Annotated in this window: 18 protein-coding genes and 1 pseudogene; 6 read left to right on the forward strand and 13 right to left on the reverse strand. The window is 59.1% G+C overall.

From position 1 onward, the window contains the following. Positions 1–119 precede the first annotated feature (119 nt). From lon to clpP, 3 genes are all read right to left on the reverse strand, one after another. Positions 120–2537 (reverse strand): endopeptidase La, encoded by a 2418-nt coding sequence (gene lon, locus ACQ7C1_RS06295; protein ID WP_221127960.1) that lies wholly within the window; start codon positions 2535–2537, stop codon positions 120–122. Positions 2538–2940: 403 nt separating this feature from the next. After that, the gene (gene clpX / locus ACQ7C1_RS06300; protein WP_004680013.1) at positions 2941–4218 is read right to left on the reverse strand and encodes an ATP-dependent Clp protease ATP-binding subunit ClpX; all 1278 of its coding nucleotides are present in this window, start codon (positions 4216–4218) and stop codon (positions 2941–2943) included. A gap of 302 nt (positions 4219–4520) precedes the next feature. Further along, the gene (clpP, locus tag ACQ7C1_RS06305; protein WP_038688182.1) at positions 4521–5150 is read right to left on the reverse strand and encodes an ATP-dependent Clp endopeptidase proteolytic subunit ClpP; all 630 of its coding nucleotides are present in this window, start codon (positions 5148–5150) and stop codon (positions 4521–4523) included. Positions 5151–5546: 396 nt separating this feature from the next. Between clpP and ACQ7C1_RS06310 the strand changes: the two genes are divergently transcribed. Next, complete coding sequence (locus tag ACQ7C1_RS06310) at positions 5547–6800, forward strand: GGDEF domain-containing protein (RefSeq protein ID WP_430957683.1); 1254 nt, start codon at positions 5547–5549, stop codon at positions 6798–6800. A gap of 145 nt (positions 6801–6945) precedes the next feature. Beyond that, a complete protein-coding gene (locus tag ACQ7C1_RS06315; protein ID WP_430957684.1) occupies positions 6946–8190 on the forward strand; it encodes a cytochrome P450 in 1245 nt (414 codons plus the stop codon). A gap of 61 nt (positions 8191–8251) precedes the next feature. Here the strand turns inward: ACQ7C1_RS06315 and ACQ7C1_RS06320 are convergent, their stop codons facing one another. The 7 genes from ACQ7C1_RS06320 to ACQ7C1_RS06350 all read right to left on the reverse strand — a co-directional run bounded on the left by ACQ7C1_RS06320 (position 8252) and on the right by ACQ7C1_RS06350 (position 13736). Further along, on the reverse strand, positions 8252–10378 hold the full coding sequence (locus ACQ7C1_RS06320; protein WP_430957685.1) for a bifunctional diguanylate cyclase/phosphodiesterase: 2127 nt from the start codon (positions 10376–10378) through the stop codon (positions 8252–8254). Positions 10379–10611: 233 nt separating this feature from the next. After that, positions 10612–10965, reverse strand: coding sequence for a cupin domain-containing protein (locus tag ACQ7C1_RS06325; RefSeq protein ID WP_430957686.1), 354 nt, complete (start codon positions 10963–10965; stop codon positions 10612–10614). 249 nt (positions 10966–11214) lie between these two features. After that, the gene (locus ACQ7C1_RS06330) at positions 11215–11526 is read right to left on the reverse strand and encodes a DUF982 domain-containing protein (protein ID WP_430957687.1); all 312 of its coding nucleotides are present in this window, start codon (positions 11524–11526) and stop codon (positions 11215–11217) included. Positions 11527–11774: 248 nt separating this feature from the next. Next, positions 11775–12194, reverse strand: a complete 420-nt coding sequence (locus ACQ7C1_RS06335) for a VOC family protein (RefSeq protein WP_430957688.1) — start codon at positions 12192–12194, stop codon at positions 11775–11777. Positions 12195–12278: 84 nt separating this feature from the next. Continuing rightward, positions 12279–12797 carry an AAA family ATPase gene (locus ACQ7C1_RS06340; protein WP_430957689.1) on the reverse strand — a complete coding sequence of 173 codons (519 nt, stop codon included), beginning with the start codon at positions 12795–12797 and terminating at the stop codon, positions 12279–12281. A 417-nt stretch (positions 12798–13214) separates the two neighbouring features. After that, complete coding sequence (locus ACQ7C1_RS06345; RefSeq protein WP_085777758.1) at positions 13215–13439, reverse strand: hypothetical protein; 225 nt, start codon at positions 13437–13439, stop codon at positions 13215–13217. Positions 13440–13541: 102 nt separating this feature from the next. Then, positions 13542–13736 carry a hypothetical protein gene (locus tag ACQ7C1_RS06350; RefSeq protein ID WP_064711990.1) on the reverse strand — a complete coding sequence of 65 codons (195 nt, stop codon included), beginning with the start codon at positions 13734–13736 and terminating at the stop codon, positions 13542–13544. Between the two features lie 626 nt (positions 13737–14362). On the opposite strand from ACQ7C1_RS06350, the gene ACQ7C1_RS06355 reads away from it, so the two are divergent. Beyond that, entirely contained in the window at positions 14363–14605 is a 243-nt protein-coding gene (locus ACQ7C1_RS06355; protein WP_430957690.1) for a BON domain-containing protein, read from the forward strand. A 186-nt stretch (positions 14606–14791) separates the two neighbouring features. Next, positions 14792–15151, forward strand: coding sequence for an NUDIX hydrolase (locus ACQ7C1_RS06360; protein WP_430957872.1), 360 nt, complete (start codon positions 14792–14794; stop codon positions 15149–15151). 260 nt (positions 15152–15411) lie between these two features. On the opposite strand, the gene ACQ7C1_RS06365 is transcribed toward ACQ7C1_RS06360, so the two are convergent. After that, the gene (locus ACQ7C1_RS06365) at positions 15412–16695 is read right to left on the reverse strand and encodes an O-acetylhomoserine aminocarboxypropyltransferase (protein ID WP_430957691.1); all 1284 of its coding nucleotides are present in this window, start codon (positions 16693–16695) and stop codon (positions 15412–15414) included. Between the two features lie 119 nt (positions 16696–16814). Beyond that, positions 16815–17243 carry a CoA-binding protein gene (locus ACQ7C1_RS06370; RefSeq protein WP_430957692.1) on the reverse strand — a complete coding sequence of 143 codons (429 nt, stop codon included), beginning with the start codon at positions 17241–17243 and terminating at the stop codon, positions 16815–16817. Positions 17244–17358: 115 nt separating this feature from the next. On the opposite strand from ACQ7C1_RS06370, the pseudogene ACQ7C1_RS06375 reads away from it, so the two are divergent. Beyond that, a pseudogene (locus ACQ7C1_RS06375) lies at positions 17359–17683 on the forward strand (hypothetical protein). Between the two features lie 473 nt (positions 17684–18156). Then, the gene (locus tag ACQ7C1_RS06380; protein WP_430957693.1) at positions 18157–18993 is read left to right on the forward strand and encodes an EamA family transporter; all 837 of its coding nucleotides are present in this window, start codon (positions 18157–18159) and stop codon (positions 18991–18993) included. Here ACQ7C1_RS06380 and ACQ7C1_RS06385 read toward each other — a convergent pair whose 3' ends face one another. Then, positions 18994–19821, reverse strand: coding sequence for an enoyl-CoA hydratase (locus ACQ7C1_RS06385; protein ID WP_097598390.1), 828 nt, complete (start codon positions 19819–19821; stop codon positions 18994–18996). It abuts the gene before it with no gap. Positions 19822–19866 lie beyond the last annotated feature (45 nt).

Consider the following 19866-nt stretch of genomic DNA (forward strand, 5'->3'; position numbering starts at 1 on the left):
AGCCCTGCAAATCAAGGAAAAGCAAGCGTCTCCATGACGTTTTCACAAAAAAGGCTGGCGTTTCCGCCAGCCTTTTCTCGTCTTTTGCGCGAATAGGGCTCAAATGTGGCAAATGCCGCTCAATGCGCTATGGTCGCGCCCGAATCGTCGAGACCTTCGACCGACGTGATGACCGGCGTTTCCACCGTGCCATCCCACTCGATCGGCTCCGGCCGACGGATCAGCGCATGCTTGATCACCTCGCCCATCCGCGAGACCGGGATGATCTCCATGCTGTTCTTCACGTTATCCGGAATCTCCGCCAGGTCCTTGGCGTTTTCTTCCGGAATCAGCACTTTCTTGATGCCGCCGCGAAGCGCCGCAAGCAGCTTTTCCTTGAGACCGCCGATCGGCAGCACCCGGCCGCGAAGGGTGATTTCACCGGTCATGGCCACATGCTTGTTGACCGGGATGCCGGTCATGATCGAAACGATGGCGGTTGCCATGGCGACGCCGGCCGACGGGCCATCCTTCGGCGTCGCACCTTCCGGCACGTGCACGTGGATGTCGTTCTTTTCGAACATCGGCGGTTCGATGCCGAAATCGACAGCGCGCGAGCGGACGTAGGAAGCCGCCGCCGAGATCGATTCCTTCATGACGTCCTTCAGATTGCCGGTAACCGTCATGCGGCCCTTGCCCGGCATCATCACGCCTTCGATGGTCAGCAGCTCGCCGCCGACTTCCGTCCAGGCAAGACCGGTCACGACGCCGACCTGATCCTCGCCCTCGGCTTCGCCATGGCGGAAGCGCGGGACGCCCAGATAGTCGGCGATGTTGGCGGCCGTCACGTGAACGGACTTCGTCTTGCCCTTGATGATCTCGGTGACCGCCTTGCGGGCGAGCTTCATCAGTTCGCGTTCGAAGCTACGGACACCGGCTTCACGGGTGTATTGCTGACTGATCGCCATCAGGGCGTCGTCACTGACCGAGAACTCTTCCGGCTGCAACGCATGTTCCTTGATGGCCTTCGGCAGCAGGTGCCGCTTGGCGATCTCACGCTTTTCGTCCTCGGTGTAGCCGGCGATACGGATGATCTCCATGCGGTCCATCAAGGGCGCCGGAATGTTCAGCGTGTTCGCCGTCGTGATGAACATCACGTCCGACAGGTCGTATTCGACTTCCAGATAGTGGTCCATGAAGGTCGAGTTCTGCGCCGGATCGAGCACTTCGAGCAAGGCCGAGGACGGGTCGCCGCGGAAATCCATGCCCATCTTGTCGATCTCGTCGAGCAGGAAGAGCGGGTTGGACTTCTTCGCCTTCTTCATCGACTGGATGACCTTGCCGGGCATCGAGCCGATATAGGTGCGGCGGTGACCGCGGATTTCGGCTTCGTCGCGAACGCCGCCGAGCGCCATGCGGACATACTCACGGCCGGTCGCCTTGGCGATCGACTGGGCGAGCGAGGTCTTGCCGACGCCCGGAGGGCCGACGAGGCAGAGGATCGGGCCCTTGATCTTGGTGGCGCGAGCCTGCACGGCGAGATATTCGACAATGCGTTCCTTGACCTTGTCCAGACCGAAGTGATCGGCCTCGAGGATCTTCTCGGCATTGTTGAGGTCGGCCTTGATCTTCGACTTCTTGCCCCACGGAATGCCGAGCAGCCAATCCAGATAATTGCGCACGACCGTGGCTTCCGCCGACATCGGGCTCATCTGGCGCAGCTTCTTCAGCTCCGCCTCGGCCTTTTCACGGGCCTCCTTGGACAGCTTGGTCTTGGAGATGCGCTCTTCCAGTTCGCTCATCTCGTCACGGCCTTCCTCGCCGTCTCCGAGCTCCTTCTGGATCGCTTTCATCTGCTCGTTGAGATAATATTCGCGCTGGGTCTTCTCCATCTGGCGCTTGACGCGCGAGCGGATGCGCTTTTCGACCTGCAGCACCGAGATCTCGCCTTCCATGAAGCCGAGAGCCTTTTCGAGACGCTGCTTGACGCTCGTCGTCTCCAGCATCTCCTGCTTCTCGGTGATCTTGATCGACAGATGCGAGGCGACCGTATCGGCGAGCTTGGAATAGTCGTCGATCTGGCTGGCGGCACCGACCACTTCCGGCGAAATCTTCTTGTTCAGCTTCACATAGCTTTCGAATTCGGAAACGACCGAGCGCGACAAGGCTTCCAGTTCGACCGGATCGTCATGGGGCTCCTCGAGCACATGGCCGAGCGCCTCATAGAAATCCTCACGGCTCGTATAAGTGTCGATCTCGGCGCGGGCGCGGCCTTCGACCAGAACCTTGACGGTGCCATCAGGCAGCTTCAGCAGCTGCAGCACGTTTGCCACGGTGCCGACATTGTGGATCGCCGAAGGGTCCGGATCATCGTCGCTGGCGTTGATCTGCGTCACCAACATGATCTGCTTGTCCGAGCCCATGACCTCCTCGAGCGCACGGATCGACTTTTCCCGTCCGACAAACAGCGGCACGATCATATGCGGGAAAACCACGATGTCACGCAAAGGCAGAACAGGGTAGGCAGTGCTGCTCGCTACAGACGTTTTCTTCGTCATTTTTTATCCTTTCCATCGTCCCGTTGCCGGGCTCTTTGCACGGCCGCTTGGGATCAGCCGGCACTCTCACTTGGCCTACAAGTGGAGGTTCTTACTATTCTTTTCAAGCCACGCTAACGCCCTCGTTCCCCGCATATGACAGCTTCGTTACAACGGAACACCAGCACTATGAAACGCGTGGCTGGACCGGCGCTTACCACTTCCGACCCGGCTATATACAACGCCAGCAATACACTCACGGAATCACTGCATCATTGCCAAGCATCGCCCCTTGCGCAACATCGGCAAAGGCAAGCTCCAGTTCCCACCGGCAAAATACTAACAGCGCCTCGCATGGTTTTTCAAATAGAAAGGGGCTCGCCTATGGCAAGCCCCTTAAAATAACGGTGCGAAAACCATAAGATTACGCGGAAGCGTTGGCTTTTTCTTCCTGACGATCGGCATAGATGTAGAGCGGACGAGCCGAGCCGCGCACCACCTCCTCCGAGATGACCACCTCGCGCACGCCTTCCAGCGTCGGCAGTTCGAACATCGTGTCGAGCAGGATCTTCTCCATGATCGAACGAAGGCCGCGGGCGCCCGTCTTGCGCACGATCGCCTTGCGGGCGATTTCGCGCAATGCATCCTCGTGGAAGGTGAGTTCCACATCTTCCATCTCGAACAGCCGCTGATACTGCTTGATCAGCGCGTTCTTCGGCTCGGATAGGATCTGGATCAGCGCGTCCTCGTCGAGATCCTCGAGCGTCGCCAAAACCGGCAGACGGCCGATGAACTCGGGAATGAGGCCGAACTTGACCAGATCTTCCGGCTCCAGTTCGCGCAGGACTTCGCCGACGCGGCGGTCGTCCTGAGCTTTCACAGTCGCGCCGAAGCCGATCGAAGTCTTCTCGCCGCGGGCGGAGATGATCTTGTCGAGGCCGGCGAAGGCGCCGCCGCAGATGAACAGGATGTTCGTCGTGTCGACCTGCAGGAATTCCTGCTGCGGGTGCTTGCGGCCGCCCTGCGGCGGAACGGAAGCGACCGTGCCTTCCATGATCTTCAACAGCGCCTGCTGCACGCCCTCGCCCGAGACGTCGCGGGTGATCGACGGATTGTCGGACTTGCGCGAAATCTTGTCGACTTCGTCGATGTAGACGATGCCACGCTGCGCGCGTTCTACATTGTAGTCGGCCGCCTGCAGGAGCTTCAGAATGATGTTTTCGACATCCTCGCCGACATAGCCGGCTTCCGTCAGCGTCGTCGCATCCGCCATGGTGAAGGGAACGTCGATGATGCGGGCGAGCGTCTGGGCCAGATAGGTCTTGCCGCAGCCTGTGGGTCCGACGAGCATGATGTTCGACTTCGCCAGCTCGACTTCGCCGTTCTTGGAGGCGTGCGCCAGGCGCTTGTAATGGTTGTGAACGGCGACCGACAGGATCTTCTTCGCCTGCCGCTGGCCGATGACGTATTCGTCGAGGACCTTGATGATGTCCTGAGGCGTCGGGACGCCGTCGCGGGACTTGACCATCGAGGACTTGTTCTCCTCGCGGATGATGTCCATGCACAATTCGACGCATTCATCGCAGATGAAGACGGTCGGTCCGGCAATCAGTTTCCGGACTTCGTGCTGGCTCTTTCCGCAGAACGAACAATAGAGGGTGTTCTTGGAGTCGCCGCCGTTGCTGCCGCTGACCTTGCTCATATCACTTTCCTTCCAGCACGCCGCATTTCAAGGCGAAATCGCGGTCCACTCTATCAGCTCCTGGCGGCACTCCGTTTCCGGAGCCTTTGCCGAGAAGGGCTTCAGGGGCTACAAACCGGTCCCAATCAACCATGTCAGGGTCCCGGCGGCAACGAATTCCCCTTCGAATGCCGAATGCTATGTCATAAAAATTCAACATAGCATTAATAGTTACTATTAGCGTCTTCGTCGCCAGTTGAAAGCCTTGTTCGATCACAAATGAGATAGAACTGTGGCGAGGAAAACACCATCCCAATTAATTACTAGGCCTGCTCGCCTTCCATCTCGAGGCGCGATGTCAGAACCTTGTCGATCACGCCCCAGCCTTGGGCCTCGTCCGCATCCATGAAATGGTCACGATCGAGCGTCTTTTCAACTTCCTCGTAGCTGCGGCCGGTGTGCTTGACATAGACCTCGTTCAGCCGGCGCTTCATCTTCAGGATGTCGCGGGCGTGGCGCTCGATGTCCGAGGCCTGGCCCTGGAAGCCGCCCGAGGGCTGGTGAACCATGATGCGGGAATTCGGCGTGGCGAAGCGCATGTCTTTGTGGCCGGCCGCCAGCAGCAGCGAACCCATGGACGCGGCCTGGCCGATGCAGAGCGTCGAAACCGCGGGTTTGATAAACTGCATCGTGTCGTAGATCGCCATGCCCGCGGTGACGACGCCACCGGGAGAATTGATGTAGAGAGCGATTTCCTTCTTCGGGTTTTCCGCCTCGAGGAAGAGAAGCTGGGCGCAGACGAGCGTCGCCATGTGATCCTCGACGGCGCCGGTCAGAAAGATGATGCGTTCCTTCAACAGGCGGGAATAGATGTCGTAGGAGCGTTCACCGCGATTGGTCTGTTCCACGACCATCGGCACGAGGGCCATTGCGGTATCAACTGGGTTTCTCATGTGCGTCCTTTGTCAACGTCATGCCGGCACGCCGGGAATCAAAGAAAATGTCTTATCCCTACATAGAGTGTCCCTGCCCTCCTCTTCAAGACACGCATTGGGATAACGTTAAGAAGACGCGGCAAGGCCACAATGCTTGGGCGCCGACAGCCTCTTTCTCGCAAACGCCTGTCGGCCGCGAGCCCTCGATGTCGTCTCCCCCCGCTTTTCTACATGACAGAATGAAGGAAAGGTTACTCCATTCGACAGCGCTCAAGCACGTTTACCCAACGGAAAGCCTATCGCCAGATACCGGCCGAAAATCATGCCGCAGTGCAACGACATTAAGGAACTGGCGAGCTTCCTCCGCAAGGATGCGGGCCAACAGACAAGGTCGACGGGCAAGGGGTTGCTGCCGTGTTCAATATCGCTACAGGTCTCGCCATCTGGTGTTCGGAGGCCATGACGCTCGCTCTGGTGCTCTTCGTCGCCTGGCGCCACAATGTCAGAAATGAAGCCTATCTCTATTGGGGCCTGGGCTTCTTTCTGACCGCCATAGGCTTCGCGATGATCTCGCTGCGCAGCGAAATCCCCAGCCTGTTTTCCATCGAGGTGGGCAATGCCATCGCGCTGCTCGGCCAGAGCGCCTGGGTGGCGGGTTTTCTCGCACTCGACCGCAAGAAGATCGAATGGTGGGCTCTGCTGCCGCCGGCAATCTGGCTGGCCGGGGTCTTTCTGCCGTGGGTCAACACTGATTATTCCAACCGCGTCGTGCTCTATAATCTCGCTTCGGCGACGGGCGCCACGGCATTGGCCATGGCGGTCGCCGCCGGCGACATCCGCCGCGAGCGCACCCGCACTAAGCTTATGGGGGTGTTCGTCATCCAGGGCTGCCTGTGTTTCGGCTCGGCGCTGACGATGGCGGTGACGCTGCCAAGCGATATCGAGGCCACCAATCTCGGTGGCGTCTCGGCCATGGCAAGCGCCTTCCTGCTCACTATCGCCTTCGCGCTCACCTGTCGACTGGTGATGGAGCGCTCCGAACGGCATCTGCGCGCTATGACGCTGACCGATTCCCTGACCGGCGTGCTCAACCGCCGTGGCCTGCTCGGCTATTTCGAGTCCATCCAGGAGAGAGCCCATAGCGAGCAGCGGCAGGTCGCGGTGATCCTTTTCGACCTCGATCATTTCAAGCGCGTCAACGACCGTTTCGGCCATCAATCCGGCGACGCGGTGCTCACCGCCTTCGCGCGCATGGCCCGGCAATATATTCCAAGCAACATTTTCGGCCGCATGGGCGGGGAAGAATTCGCCGCCTTCGCAGCTGTCGCGGATCAGACGGAAGCCGAGGCGATCGCCGAAGCGATCCGTACCGAATTCTGCCGCTTTCCCGTCAGCACTGGCGAAGCAATCGTTCCGGTCACGGTGAGCATCGGCATCGCGCTCGCCTCCTCGATCGAAGCCAATATCGACAAACTGATCTCAGCCGCCGACCGGGCTCTCTATGCGGCCAAGGCCGCCGGCCGCAATTGCACGGTCACCTTCGGCGAAAAGGAAGCGGCGGCTCCAGCGCCAGTCACGCCGAGCACCACCGCCGGCGAGCTCGTGCCGACGGTCGACGACCAGGTCGAGGCGCTGCGGCGCATGGGCGCGCTGTCACGGGCCGGCTAGCCGCAAGTCTGAAAACAGATTCAATCCCCAGGCTCAGACAAAAATCTCGATATTGTCAGCGCGTCTGATCGGGCGTGCCCGGCTTCCGCCGGCCTTTCTCTCCCGCATCTTTTACAGGCCGAACAAATCCGTTAAGCCTCAACGCATGACCATACCGCCCTTTCTCTCGATCGATCGCGCCAGCCGCCATGTCTCACTGGATGCTCGCAACCCGGCCTTCTATGGCAATCCGAACGCCGTCTATGCGGCTCTTCACGCCCACTGCCCGACCTTTTACTGGGAGGAGCAGAAGCAGTGGTTCTTCACCGGCTACGACCATGTGAACGGACTGTTGCGCGACCGCCGCTTCGGCCGGCAGATCTTGCATATCGCCAGCCGGGAGGAACTCGGCCTTGCCGATCCGATGCCGCATCTTGAAAGTTTCGATCTCTCGGAACGTTATTCCCTGCTCGAGCTGGAACCGCCCGAGCACACGCGGCTGCGCACGCTCGTCAACCGCGCCTTCGTCTCCCGCCATGTCGAGAAGATGAAGCCGGAGCTTGTCGAGCTTGCCAATCGGCTGATCGACGGCTTTGCGGAGAAGGGCGAGGTCGAGCTGCTCTCGGCCTTTGCCGACATCATCCCGGTGACGATGATCGCCCGCATGATCGGCATCCCCGAGGAGATGGGGCCGCAGCTGCTCGCCTGGTCGCATGCCTATGTGCGCATGTACATGTTCGGCCGCACGCGCCAGCAAGAAGAAGAGGCCGAACGGGCGGCCAGGGAATTTTCCGACTATGTCAGGGGGGTAATCGCGGAACGGCGGGCCGAACCGCGCGATGACCTGCTGACCCACATGATCCACACGGAGCACAAGGGCCAGTATCTCAGCGAAGAAGAGCTCATTTCGACGACGATCGTGCTGCTCAATGCCGGCCATGAAGCGACCGTGCACCAGATCGGCAACTCCGTGCACACCATCCTCGACAGCGGCTGCGATCCGGGAGAGCTCTTCCGGGACGAAGCGGCGACGGAGCGCACCGTCGAGGAGACCCTGCGCATCTGCGCGCCCGTCCACATCTTCCAGCGCTGGGCGCTCGAGCCCGCGGAGATCGACGGCGTTTCGTTCAAGCGCGGCGACAAGGTAAGCATCATCCTCGCCGCCGCCAATCTCGACCCGGCGAAATTCACCGATCCCCTCGCCTTCCGGCCCGACCGCAACGAGGCGCCGAACCTCTCCTTCGGCGCCGGCATCCATTTTTGCATCGGCGCGCCATTGGCGCGGCTGGAGCTCAACGTCGTGCTGCCGATCCTGTTCGACCGGCTTGCCGGCCTCAGGCTGGCGAAGACGCCCGTCGTCAAGGACGTTTATCATTTCCACGGGCTCGACCGACTGGATCTCCGGTGGTGATCCGCTCAGGACGGCAGATTAGCGGACGCTCTGCGCAGCCTGCTGGCGCGATCTCGCGGCATTACGCTGCCTGTTCTTGAAGCTTGCTGGATATGTCGAGCGCCGACATGGGTTTTCCGATCAAATATCCTTGCAGCTGGTCGCAGCCGGCCTCCCGCAAGATCGCCGCCTGGCGGATATTCTCGATGCCTTCGGCGGTGACGGGAATCTGCAGAGCGGTCGCCAAAGAGATGGTCGCCTTGAGAACATCGGCGCCATTCGACGCCTGGTCGAGAGCGGAGACCAGCGAGCGGTCGATCTTCATCCGATCAAAGCCGAACTGCCGCAATGCGCCGATGCTTGCATAGCCGCAGCCGAAGTCGTCGAGCGCGAATTTGATACCGACCTGCTTGAGGTGATCTATCGACCGACGCGCCTGATCCGGATTGGTCATGAGGACGCCTTCGGTGATCTCCAATGTGAGGCGCCTCGGATCGAAATCGAGTTCCTGCAGGAGGGAGATCACTTCGGCGGCAAATTCCGGATTGCAGAGCTGGACCGGCGAAACGTTGACGGACAGGGCCAGACCGGGCCAGTTCTTAGCGTGCTCGATCGATGTTTTCAGCATGTGACCGCCGAGCGCATCGATGAGGCCGCATCTTTCGGCAAGCGGAATGAAAATTTCCGGACTGATATTTCCTGTCGCAGTCCGCCAGCGGGCCAGCGCTTCGAGACCGGTCACAGCGCCCGTCGTCGCAGAAACGAGAGGTTGGAAAACAGCTTCGATCGCACCATTGCCGATGGCGTCTTTCAACAGAGTTTCCAGTTCAGCGACCCTTTGGCGCTCCCGATCCAGCTCGGGGTCGTATTCGATTGCTCGGCCTCTGCCATTTTCCTTGGCGCGGTAGAGCGCCATATCAGCCCTGCGCAAAAGCTCTAGAGGCTCAATGTCTGCGTCACGCGCAGCAGCGCCGATGCTCGCACCAACTTCAATCGTTCGTCCGTCGATTTTGAAGGGTTCGGCAAACAGCGCCAGAATCGTCTCTTCTATCTCGTGACGCGCGGCAGTTCCGACCTGGACCAGAGCGAACTCGTCGCCCCCCAACCGGGCCACGGCAACGACTTCCGGGTGGCAGGCGATCAGCGCGTTCGAGACGATCCGGATCAGATCATCCCCGACCGCGTGCCCCCAGGCGTCATTGACCGCCTTGAAACCATCGAGATCGACCAGGTAGAGCCGAGGCGGCGAAAGCTCCGAGCCTTCTAGGTCCTCCAGCAGGGCGAGAAGCCCATGCCTGTTCAGGAGGCCGCTCAGACTATCGTGGTTCGCTTCGAAAATCGCTGCTTGCGCCAGTTGACGAAGACGCCGCGCTTCGGCTGCGCCCACCAGCAGAACGCCGGCCAGGAATAGCACGAGGATGATGATGGCGGCTGCAACGAAAGGGTAGACCTGTCGGAACACGGCGCTTCCCGGCGCTTTGCTCGGCCAGACGAGATGGCCGATGACGCCACCCTTCATATCCGTGATCGGGGTGTTCAGCAGACCCGGCTCGGGCGCGGCGGCAAGGCGCAAGCCCTCGAGTTCGTGTTCGTTCGAAAGCGTGCTGAGAACGTCGGAGTTGAAATCCTTGTAGAAGCTCAGCACGCTGAGCTTCGTCGGAAGCTCGCCTTCCGCTTGATAAGGCTGGATCGGCTGTGACGCGATGAGGGCGATGCCGGTTTCCGTCTTGATGAAATTTACTACCGGCGCCTGTCCGAAATCGGTGGCTGTATTGATCTGCCGGTAAAAGGCTTCGCCAAAAAAGGCGCTCGGCTGGAAGGGCTTGCCTTTGGCATAGGCGGAGACGATCGACGAGCGGTCGGGACCGGTCACGATGGCGCCATCGTAGAGCGGATAATCCTCGCTGGTTTTACCCCAGTTCTCATAAGCCCAATCCGCGGCGCCGGGAGATGTGATCGCCTTAAAGGCATCATCCCATACGGCGTTATCAGTCGTCGTCGCGCTCAGGCGGCTGACAAAGGCTGCGATCGCCGCGCGGGCGGCGCGGTTGGCCCTGGCATCGTCGATTTCGTTCGCCGACCGCGTCATCGTGGCGACGACATGCGCCATGAGGCCGGTCAAGACGAGCGCGACGACGAGGAAGAAAACAGTTGTCGCAATGATGGAAGACGTTTGGGTTCGAACGTGCCTACCCGCAAAATTCGACATGCCAATCCCGAAAAGATGAACTGCAAGGGCCATGTCTGAGGTGACTGCAGGAGACATCATGTCCGCAATGCGCTGCAGATAAGGTCTAGCATTTGACGATGTAGGTCCCCTTAACGGGAAAGATCAAATGCCTTCTATCCGCAAAAGGGAAGCGGTTATTTCGGGGGAAATGCACGATACTCGCCGCAAACCGGGACAGAACGTCATCGCCAAAGCCGGCTCGCAGCCGCTGTTCAGACTTTGATTACATAGTCCTTGCGAGTCGTTTCAACGACTTCCCAGGTTCCCTTGAAGCCCGGCCTCAAGATCATCCGGTCGCCCGGCTTCAGATGCACCGGCTCCCCGCCGTCCTGCGTGACGATCGAATAGCCTGACAGCAGGCTGAAATATTCCCACTCCTCGTAGACGATCCGCCATTTGCCGGGTGTTGCCTCCCAGATGCCGGAATAAAGACCGCCGTCGGTCTCTTCCAGATTCCAGGTGCGAAATTGCGGATCGCCGGAGACGACCCGAGCGGGCTCCGGGGCGCCGAACTCGGGTTCGACGCCATCGATGTTGAAGGTGATGAAATTCGCCGCAACCATCATGAATCCTCCGCCGTCAGTGTCTTTCGCGGCAAACGTCTGCGCGCGAATGTTCGAAATCTTTGCAATTTGTCTCTCGTCGCACAGGGCATTGACTGCGCTTGGGAACTGAGCCCTTTGCCCATCACCTTGAGCGGCATTTGTGAAGATGGCGGGTTGGAATTGGCGGCGGTGCTTTCAGTTTGTCAGAATTTTGCCTGCCTTGGCAGCGGTCGTATCTGACGCAATGATAGGAGCCGCTTGAAAGAGGGGCTATCTTGGCGCGGCCGAGCGCAGGTCCGGTCGCCGCTCTGTCACCCCGAGGGGGACAATTGTCAGAGCAGCGATACCCGCTTCATCGGCTGCAAGCAGAAGCGCCTCGCGGAATCGTTCCGGGCTAATTTTGCCGGTAATTGCATCGACACAGGCTTTTACGGCAGCGACGTATTCCTCGCCGTCATCAGAAGGCCAATCGTTGATCAGGAGATGTGCCGCGTCGCCGAGCGTCCGGACGATCTTGCGTGTTGCCGGACCGCGCAAAGCAAGCGCGACCGGCGTGAATGCCGATGATGTATTCCAGCACATCGTCCCCGACCCCTCAAGGCATGGTTACTGCAATCCTAACCGCGCAACATACGCTTGTTTTCTGAAATTTGGAATTGAAAACTGAGCAATAAAACTGCTTCAACGTGAAGTAGCTGGAACTAAAGAAAAGGGGTCTCAAGGACCTCCTATCCGAGCGCCCTGAGGCTCGGCGACATGAGACGCGCTGATCACGAGGGCAGCAATTGATCCGACCGATTTGCAACTGGTCGCCACCGAAGCGCAGCCGCTCAGCGTTTGGCACGAAGCCCATAACCGCCATGATATTCCAGGCAGTTCCTGTGGGTGCTGGTCACTCTGACATAATAGCCGTCGGGATCGACAAGGCGAAAGTCGCGCAGTCCCCAAGGCCGCATGGCGAGGGCGGAAAGTGGCCAGCCGCTCTCTTTCGCCTTGCGATAGGCATCCTCGACATCAGTAACCTTCAAGACGATCTCGACGCCGAGGCCGACCCTGTCGCCGATTTCGCCGCGTAACGGATGATCGCTCGAAAGGACGCTTCGGGAATTGATCGCGATGACGGCGTCGCCGTTTCTCAACATCGTATATTCCGTGCTCGTCGAGCCCTCGACTTCAAAGCCCAGAACTCGCTGGTAGAAATCAATCGATGTCTGAGGCGTTTGGACAAACAACTCCAAAGTCAGGTGCAACTGGGCCTCCCTCTCTATGCTTTTAGCAGAACAAGCGGACGAACGCCGCACTGGAACGGCCAAACTTCAACTGCCTGGTCCAGATCAAACACGCTGCCGCCGCAATTCGCAAAGGACACGTTCAACTCCCTGTTCCACCGTCAGGTTCGATGTGTCGAGAATTTCGCATCCGTATGTCTGTGCTTCATGCCGTAGGAAGGCGGCCCAGTTCATCATATCCGGATTTGACAGATCAGGCTGGCCTCGATCAATCGAAAGGCGCCTGGCTCGGGTCTCGTCGTCGCAATCGATCAAGATAAAGGAATGCGAACCGATCCCGGCACGTTCGGCGGCTTCGGCCAGAAAGGAAAAACGCGACTGCCCCTCGAATAGGACGCTACTCCCTTCTGCCAGGAGCGGCGACAGTCGCGCCATCCATGCGAAAGTGGCCTCTCTCTGCCATCCTTCTACAGAGCCGAATTGATCAACCATCTCCTCGACGGGCGGAACGCCGATGCGGTCCTGGTAAAAGACGTCGATCTCTTGCCCATGCAGCCGCTCAATAGCTTCGGCGATTGTCGTTTTTCCGGCCCCCGATGCGCCAGTGAGAATGACGAGAGGCATGATTGCTCCATTCACCGCAGTCAGCAAAAGGTATGAGCAAGGTAGCGTCGGTCGTATTCCAAAGATCGTCGGGCCGACATTACGACGTCCGCCGCGAAGGCGAGCGAGAGCCGCCTCTTCAACGGACGCGGCACTTCAAAGGCGAAACGCCTTAGATCGTTCATCGAGCGCGCCGGCGTCTTCGGTCGCGAGGCTATTGCGCGAACTCTGGGACTACCGCAGCACCATCGTCACGTGAGCAGGCGCTGGAGGCCCTCGGTCAAGAACTGAGGCGACCCGCCAAAATACGAACAAGTCGCGTGACCTAACTCCGCCAATCAGAGAAGCACCATCTATCGCCTATTAGACTTTGTCACTGGCCTCGTATCGGATTTCGAGTGCGCTGAGATTCGCGATGTTCCCATTGCCTCGGAGCGATTAATGAAGGGCTGCGGGCGCAGGCGCGATCAGGGGGAACCGCGCGATTAATATACTGGTGAGTTCCTCCTGGGTGCGATGGCCGCGATTGAAAAGGTCGATTGCCGCGCTGCAGATCATTTCCGATGTCTTGTCGTCCGGTTTGGCCTTGTAGTGCCTAAACCAAGATTGAACGGACAGCGAGAGCACGGCCCATTCTGTTTCTTGGACGCTCGTGATCAACATTCCTCATCTCCTCACAAGTTGAAACGCGGCAGCTTTGCAGGGCTTTACAAGTGAGCCTGCAATCCCATTTGTGCCGTGACGTTGAAGAATATCTCCTGCCATTCAGTGCGAGATGATCGCACGACCGCTGGAGGCCAGATGCTGTGTAATGGCGCGCCGGATTTCAGTAACCGTGTCGAAGAGCCTGTTGTCCAAATCGATGACATTGAAGCGGACAGCGATGAATTTGAGGCGGTTTTCCACGGGGACCGCGATCCCGACTTCCTGACCATTGAATACGACAGCTTGCTTTTGCATAACAAACCTCGGGCGCGCCACACGGGAGCACCATCTTAGAAAAGTGGAACAAAGGGTTTACGACGCGTCAGATTGTCGTCGTAGGTCGGTATCGGATCGAGACGAGATCACGCATTCGCTGCACCACCGCGAAGAAACGAAGTCGGACAAACAAAGTCATGATCCTCCCTCAAGCGAGGTCAAACGATCGCTGCGCAGCGGCAACAAGCGCCGATATTTCGGAACTTCTCGCCAAAAAACGTAGTCGAGAAATTTCAAGTAAGCAACTGATTTTTGTATTTATTTAGCGTTTTAAATCGTATGACAATTACCGCAGGTGCGAAGTTATAGATGATGTACGTTCATCCAACCTGTCGTCGAGGCCGGCTGGTGGGACCGACGTAAGCGACAGGGCCGTTATTGGGCAGGTCGAAGACCCAGTACGAACGATAGCTAGCGCCAATGTTTGCGGGGCTAACCGGCATAACAGGGGCGATGTTCCGCTCCTGCGCTGCCTTTCCAGAAGCTGTCGAGACCTACCTTCATGATGGCGGTACGCCTTCCGGCATGGCTTCTCGGACCTAAGTCCCTATCGCGAACCAAATTACCAGTTCGCTGTTTCCTTCGTATCACGAAGGAGGACTGCCATGAGCTTTGAGCCTGAAAGCCTAGCCTACGATCAGCTTGCGAGCGTGCAGGCCGCGGTGTCAGCGGAACCAGACCTGGAAAGCTCGTCCATCTCTGTAAGCATGGTCGGCAGAAGCGTCCTGTTGGAGGGCTATGTGGCCGGCTACGGTGATCGGGAGAAGGCGACGGCGATCGCCGCTTTGATCGCGGGCCCGGAGAACGTGCGTGATAGGATGCAGGACCGGGAAGAGATGAACGGGTAACGCGTCACCAAGCGGGAACTTTCCGACCGGTATTGTGGTCACCGCCGGTTCGCCGCCGCTTATCCGCCTTGCTATATGACATGTTTGTGACGTAGAGCTGTCCCATCACCGCGACGCAGGAAATCGGCTGACACTATATTGCTTGAGCGCGAAACAACGGTACGTACAACGGCGCCGCGGCGGACCGTGTACCAGGCTGCGGGAGTTTGCCTGATGGCTAGGGCGGACGAAACGCCTCTAGTGCTTGTGCGGAGCAAACACACAGGTGACTGGGGGATTCCCAAAGGCACGATCGAGGATGGCGAGGCCAGTGCTCAGACCGCCGAGCGCGAAGCTTTCGAAGAAGCCGGAATAATTGGCTCGGCGGTCACGAAGCCAGTGGGTCATTTCGAATACGAAAAAGAGAGTAACGGCACCCAATACCACGTTACTGTCCATATCCTATCGGGAAGCGACTTTGCGGATCGATATTCCGAAAGCGAAGTTCTGGAGCGGCTTTGCTTTCCGTTGCTGGGCAGCCCGCCCCATTGTCCTCCATTGCAATAATTATGTCTGGTCCTTCCATGGCCGGCGTAATCTCAACGCTTCCGCCCTTGTGTTCGGGAAGGCATAGTTGAAAGCGTTTGTGACCACAATCAGACTGATTGACCAGGCCTTGTTGGAGGAAACGAGTAGTTGCGGGCTGCTGCCCTGAGGGCGATTGGTCTCACATCGCGCAGCAGATCGGCCAGCCCCTGCGCCAGCTATTCCGGGGTGTCGGTGATGTCGACTGACGCGCAAAAGCGAGGCCACGGCAGCCAGGACAATCAGATCTTCGAGAGCGCCTGCTCTAGATCGGCGATGATGTCCTTGACGTCTTCAATGCCTATGGAAAGCCGCACCACGTCGGGTCCGGCACCGGCGGCGATCTTCTGCTCGTCGCTCAGTTGCCGGTGCGTCGTCGAGGCCGGATGAATGACGAGCGAGCGGGTGTCGCCGATATTGGCAAGATGGGAGAAGAGCTCAACTCCTTCGACCAGCGCCTTACCAGCCTCATAACCGCCCCGGACGCCGAAGGTGAAGACAGAGCCTGCGCCCTTCGGCGAATAACGCTGCTGCATGGCATGGTTCGGATCGTCTTCGAGGCCGGCATAATTCACCCAGGCGATCTTGCTGTGCGCCTTCAGCCACCGGGCGACGGCGATGGCATTGTCGCTGTGGCGCTGCATCCTGAGCGGCAGTGTTTCGATGCCGGTGAGGATCAGGAAGGCATTGAAGGGCGAAATCGCCGGGCCGAGGTCGCGCAGGCCGAGCACGCGGGCAGCGATCGCGAAGGCGAAATTGCCGAAAGTCGCGTGCAGAACCATGCCGTTATATTCCGGCCGCGGGCTCGACAGCATCGGGTAATTGCCTGACTTCGACCAGTCGAAGGTCCCGCCGTCGACGATAAGGCCGCCCATGGAATTGCCGTGGCCGCCGAGAAATTTGGTCAACGAGTGCACGACGATATCGGCGCCGTGCTCGATCGGACGGATGAGATAGGGCGTTGCCAGCGTGTTGTCGACGATCAGCGGCAGGCCGTGGCGATGCGCGACGTCGGCAATGGCGGCGATATCGACGAAGGTGCCGCCCGGATTGGCAAGGCTTTCGATAAAGATGCCGCGGGTCTTGTCGTCGATCTGACTTTCGAAGCTCGCCGGATCGGCGGAATCGGCCCATCGCACCTGCCAGCCGAAATTCTCGAAAGCATGGCCGAACTGATTGATCGAGCCGCCATAGAGCTTGCGGGCGGCGATGAAATTTTCGCCCGGGCGCATGATGGTGTGGAAGACGATCATCTGCGCCGCGTGGCCGGAGGCGACGGCAAGGGCCGCCGTACCGCCCTCGAGCGCGGCGACGCGTTCCTCGAGCACGGCCTGCGTCGGGTTCATGATGCGGGTGTAGATATTACCAAAATCCTGCAGGCCGAAGAGGGCGGCGGCATGATCGGAATCGTTGAAGACAAAAGCGGTCGTCTGGTAGATCGGCGTCACTCGTGCGCCGGTCGCCGGATCCGGCTGTGCGCCTGCGTGGACCGCCAAGGTGTTGAATCCAGGATCGTTCTTAGCCATGTCGCCCTCCGAATTGTTGCTCACGGGGCAGGATCATAGCTTGTCGCCGACGAAAGTTAATCGCGATCCGTTTCAACCCTTGGGCGTTCGGGGAAAAATCGGTCTCAGGACAGCCCAGCTCAGGCAATGAGACGAGGATATTCGATCGCCGGGCAGCGGTTCATCACCACTTTAATGCCGGCAGCCTCCGCCTTTGCCGCCGCGGTATCGTTGCGGACGCCAAGCTGAGCCCAGATCACCTTCGGCAACGGCCTCAGCACCAACGCCTCCTCAACGACCCCATCGAGATATTCGGCGGCGCGAAAGACATCAATCATATCGATCGGCACCGGAACGTCGGCAAGCCGGGCGTAGACGGTGCGGCCGTGGATCTGTTTGCCCGCCTGCCCCGGATTGACCGGTATGACCTCATAGCCGCGCGACAGCAGATAGCCCATGACGCCGTTGCTCGGCCGGGCCGGATTGGGCGAGGCACCGGTCAGCGCGATGGTCTTTACCGACTGCAGGATTCCGGCGAGATAATCATCCGTGTAGGCGTCGTGATCCATTTCCGTTTCTCCATTCCGGCAGCGCCTTCGAGCCTGCCGGCATTTTTTGCATTTCGGCAGAACCGGCTGCAGGTGTTTGCGTATATAGGAGTTGAATGGCTCTGAGGATGATTCAATGAGAAAAATTGCTCTTGCCCTCATGCTTGTGCTCGCCGCATCACCGGCAGCAGCGATCTCGCGCTACAATCCACTCAGCATGAGCTGCGCCGGCGTGCGGGCGGCCATCCACAATCAGGGCGCCGTGATCTTCCGCTACCAATCTCCCCGCGGGCTGCCGCTTTATGATCGCTACGTGCGCAACAGCAATTATTTGTGACGCGACCGATTATGCGGAATGGACCCATATCCCGACAAAGGACGATCCACGCTGCCCGGTTCTGAACTGCCAAAGCCTAGACAACCTTGACGGGATGCTCTTCGTTCCGCATCATCAGCTCTGACCTCCCCGCCGCCGCAACCCTTGCAGGCGTCGATCGCCTTCCGCGCTTGCAACCAGGCTTCCAGTTCAATCGCGCGATGCGATTTCTCCGAGAACATACAATCTGAAGCTTCTTTTTTCGCGTATATCAAAGTTATAGAAGAATATCTGTATTTCAGCAGCATAGAAAGATCCGCCATGGAATTCCCTCAATTGTTTTCCCTTTCCATTCCCCATAAGGTCACTATATGTTCTCTCGTCCATTAGAAACATCTCATAGTTGAGAAGATCGCGTGGATTGAACGCATATCGCGCGCACGTAAAACTTGTCGTCATACCCTGCCATTGTTTGCATATTGAAAGGATGATAATGGAGCCGAGAACGCATCCGCGACCGCGGCAATGCATTTTCGTGCAAATATCAGTTGTCTTTCCAGAATTCTGCCCCGTCGGGGCGAGGCGCTTCGCCTTCTTCCGCAGCACCGGATTTATCCCTTGCCTCTCGACGTCATCCTGCTCGTTCTGTTCGGTGCGTTGCTGCATGCGACATGGAACGCGATTGTCAAAGCGGGCAGCGATAAATCCCTGGATGCGGCGTTGATTTCGGCCGGCGGCGCAGTGTCCGCGTTGCCGTTTCTGGCATTTCTGCCGTTGCCGCAAAGCGCGGCTTGGCCGTTCATCGGCGCCTCGGCCATCCTGCAGTTCGCCTATTTCCAGCTGGTTGCCGCCGCTTACCGAGCCGGTGATATCGGCCTCGTCTATCCGCTGATGCGTGGTTGCGCACCGTTGCTGGTCGCCGCGACAAGCGGCATCGTCCTGCGCGAACATCTTTCCGGCGCCGCTCTTGCCGGCATCATGACGATTTCAGCCGGCGTCCTGACGCTCGCCCTGGAGACTCGGCGCAGCAGCGGCCATGCGGTCGCCTTCTCGATTGCCAATGCGTTCGTCATCGCCAGCTATACTTTTGTCGACGGCATCGGCGCACGCCTTTCAAGCAATGCGGTTTCCTATACGTTGTGGATGTCGCTGCTGCCGCCGATACTGCTGTTTGCCTGGGCGGCATCCCAGCGCGGCAGCTTGACGGTGTTGCATCACGTTCGCCGCAACTGGTGGCGCGGCCTGATCGGCGGCGCGGGATCGATTGCATCCTATGGGCTGGCACTTTGGGCGATGACGAAGGCGCCGGTAGCGACCGTTGCCGCACTGCGGGAAACTTCGATCCTCTTTGCGCTGGTGCTCTCCGTTGCCGTCTTCAAGGAAAAAGCCGGCATCTGGCGTTACGTCGCCGGCGTCGTCATCGCGGTCGGCGTGCTGGTTCTGAAACTCGCCTAATCATTCGCCCTTCCATTCCGGCTTGCGCTTGCCGAGAAAGGCGCCGATCCCTTCCTGCGCGTCCTGCGTCAGCATGTTGTCCACCATCACCATAGCGGCATAATCATAGGCCGCCTCCACCGGCAGTTCGAGCTGCCGATAAAACGCTTCCTTGCCGATTTTCAGGATCAGTGGCGATTTGCCGGCAATCACGGCGGCATATTTGGAAACGACCTGCGCAAGATACTGCTTCGGCACGATGCGGTTGACGAGGCCGAAATCCTTGGCGGTCGAGGCGTCGATCGTCTCACCGGTCAAGAGCATCTCCATAGCCTGCTTACGATGCGCGGCACGGGAAACGGCCACCATCGGCGTCGAACAGAACAGGCCGATATTGACGCCCGGCGTGCAGAACGTCGAAGTGTCGGTGCAGATCGCCAGATCGCAGGATGCGACGAGCTGACAGCCCGCAGCCGTTGCAAGCCCATCGACCTCGGCGATGACAGGTTTTGGCAGATGCGCGATCTTCAGCATCAAATCGGCGCAGAGCCTGAAGCTTTTCTCGAAGAAAGCAGCGCCCTGATCTTCGTCGACGCGATGAGCCGTGAGTTCCTTAAGGTCGTGGCCGGCGGAAAAAACGGCGCCGGTCGAGGCGATGACGACGACGCGCACATCCAGATCCGCCTCCGCCTTTTCGAGCTCGGCCATCAGCGCTTGGAGAAGCGCGATCGACAGCGCATTAGCCGGCGGGTCGTTAAGAATGAGCCGCAGCACGCCGTCGCGCAACGAGCGGAGCAACAATCCGTCGGTCCTGTCCGCTTCCTTTCGGAAGGATACGATTTCAGCCATGATGCTGCTCCCTGCGCTCGATTTCCACACAGCCGTTCTGCCACA

Source organism: Rhizobium sp. Nf11,1 (assembly GCF_050587665.1).
GTDB lineage: Bacteria > Pseudomonadota > Alphaproteobacteria > Rhizobiales > Rhizobiaceae > Rhizobium.